This is a genomic window from Leisingera sp. F5, from assembly GCF_001593695.1.
In genome coordinates this window covers 1-2,074 of record NZ_LUKH01000581.1, presented here as the reverse complement: position 1 = coordinate 2,074, position 2,074 = coordinate 1, and the positions used below count along the sequence as shown (strand labels likewise).

Below are 2,074 nucleotides of genomic sequence, written 5' to 3'. Positions count from 1 at the left end.
TCCGCGGCCCGCTTGGACTGGCGGGTGATATCCATCGACTCATCCGAGTGGCAGTTGCGGCATTCCAGGCTGTCGTTTGCCTCAAGCCGCGCCCATTCGTGCTGCGCCAGTTCCAACCGGTGCTCCAGGAATTTCTCCCGCGTGTTGATGGTGCCGAAAATCTTGCCCCAGACCTCCTTGGAGGCCTGCATCTTGCGGGCGATCTTGTTGGACCATTGATGCGGCACGTGGCAATCCGGACAGGACGCGCGCACGCCCGAACGGTTGGAGTAGTGGATCGTCGGCTTCAGCTCCTCGAACACGTTGTCGCGCATCTCATGGCAGCTGGTGCAGAAGGCCTCGGTGTTGGTGACCTCCAGCGCGGTGTTGAAGCCGCCCCAGAAGATGATCCCCATCACAAAACCGCCCATGGTCAGAAAGCCGAGCGAGAAATAGGCGCTGGGACGCCGGATGATCCACCAGAGCCGTTTGAGGAAACCTAGCATCAGTCCGCCCCGCTTTGCTGCGTGTTCACATAGTCGATCACGCGGTCGATATCGACGAACTCATTCTCGACCAGCGGCCGCGCATTGGTCTGCACCACGTGGCACTGGTTGCAGAAATACCGCCGCGGGCTGACCGCACCCAAGGTCTGCCCCTCGCGGTTCATGAAGTGGGTGACCGAGATCATTGGCGCCTGGCTGATTTCAACCGCGGTGCGGCTGTGGCAGGACAGGCATTTGTTCGAATTCAGATCGACCTGGTAATTGTCGGTCTTGTGCGGGATCAGCGGCGGCTGATCCGGGTAGTTGCGCACCTGGCGGATGTCGGTATTGACGATGCCGGGGATCTGGGTGGCTTCGCCCTCCTGGTCCAGCGGCGCAGTGTTGCGCAGCGTGGCGACCTGGTTCTGGGCGATGGCTGAAGAAGCCACAAAGACTGGGGCCAGCAGGATCGGAGCGGCCAGGATGGCGAGACGGAGATGTTTCATGACGGACCTCACACTGCTTCGATACGGACTGCACATTTCTTGAAGTCCGTCTGTTTCGAGATCGGATCGGTGGCATCCAGCGTGACCTTGTTGATCAGCCGGCGCGCATCGAACCAGGGCACAAACACCAACCCCTTGGGCGGCTTGTTGCGGCCGCGGGTCTCGACCCGGGTGCGGATTTCACCGCGCCGCGAGATGATCCGCACCTCGGTGCCGCGCCGGAACCCTTGGGCCGAAGCATCGTCCGGGTGCATGTAGCACAGCGCGTCGGGGACTGCCTGGTACAGCTCTGGCACCCGCTGGGTCATTGAGCCGGAGTGCCAGTGTTCCAGCACGCGGCCAGTGGCCAGCCATATCGGGTATTCTTCATCCGGGCTTTCTGCCGGCGGCTCGTAGGGCAGCGCAAAGATCACCGCTTTGCCGTCGGGCTTGCCATAGAACTCGTAATCCGCGCCCGGGGTCACATAGGGGTCCGAGCCTTCCTTGAAGCGCCAGCGGGTTTCCTTGCCGTCGACCACTGGCCAGCGCAGCCCGCGTTCCTCGTGGTAGCGGTCAAAAGGCGCCAGATCGTGGCCGTGGCCGCGGCCAAACTCTGCATATTCCTCGAACAGGCCCTTTTGGAGATAGAACCCAAAGTCTTCGGATTCGTGGTTGCCGTATTCCTTGGCTTTCTCGGTCAGCTCGAACTGGTCGACATTGCCGTTGGCGAACAGCACCTCGAACAGGGTCTTGCCCTTGTATTCGGGGTTGGCATCCAGCAATTCAGCGGGCCAGACCTCATCAGTGGTGAAGCGCTTGGAGAACTCCGCCAGCTGCCACAGGTCGGACTTGGATTCACCCGGCGCGTTGACCAGCTGATACCAGAACTGGGTGCGGCGCTCGGCGTTGCCGTATGCGCCTTCCTTTTCCACCCACATGGCGGCGGGCAGGATCAGGTCGGCGGCCTCGGCCGTCACCGTCGGATAAGCATCGGACACCACGATGAAGTTGTCAGGGTTGCGGTAGCCCGGCAGCCCTTCCTCCATCATGTTAGGGGCGGCCTGCATGTTGTTGTTCACCTGCACCCAGTAGCAGTTGATCTTGCCGTCTTTCAGGTCGCGGTTC

At 61.5% G+C, this 2,074-nt stretch carries 3 protein-coding genes; all 3 read right to left on the bottom strand.

All coding sequences use genetic code 11. The features are described from left to right. A partial coding sequence (locus A2I95_RS33500) for a NapC/NirT family cytochrome c (protein ID WP_291736775.1) occupies window positions 1–485 on the bottom strand: 485 nt, incomplete at its 3' end. Beyond that, entirely contained in the window at window positions 485–970 is a 486-nt protein-coding gene (locus A2I95_RS33495) for a nitrate reductase cytochrome c-type subunit (protein WP_027256762.1), read from the bottom strand. The genes A2I95_RS33500 and A2I95_RS33495, both read right to left, overlap by 1 nt. Window positions 971–978: 8 nt before the next feature. Then, on the bottom strand, window positions 979–2,074 hold a 1,096-nt coding region (locus A2I95_RS33490; protein ID WP_291736773.1), incomplete at its 5' end, for a molybdopterin dinucleotide binding domain-containing protein.

What these genes read in the sequence shown, in the direction of transcription:
- A2I95_RS33495 (WP_027256762.1), bottom strand. Translation starts at nt 970, where the DNA reads ATGAAACATCTCCGTCTCGCCATCCTGGCCGCTCCGATCCTGCTGGCC.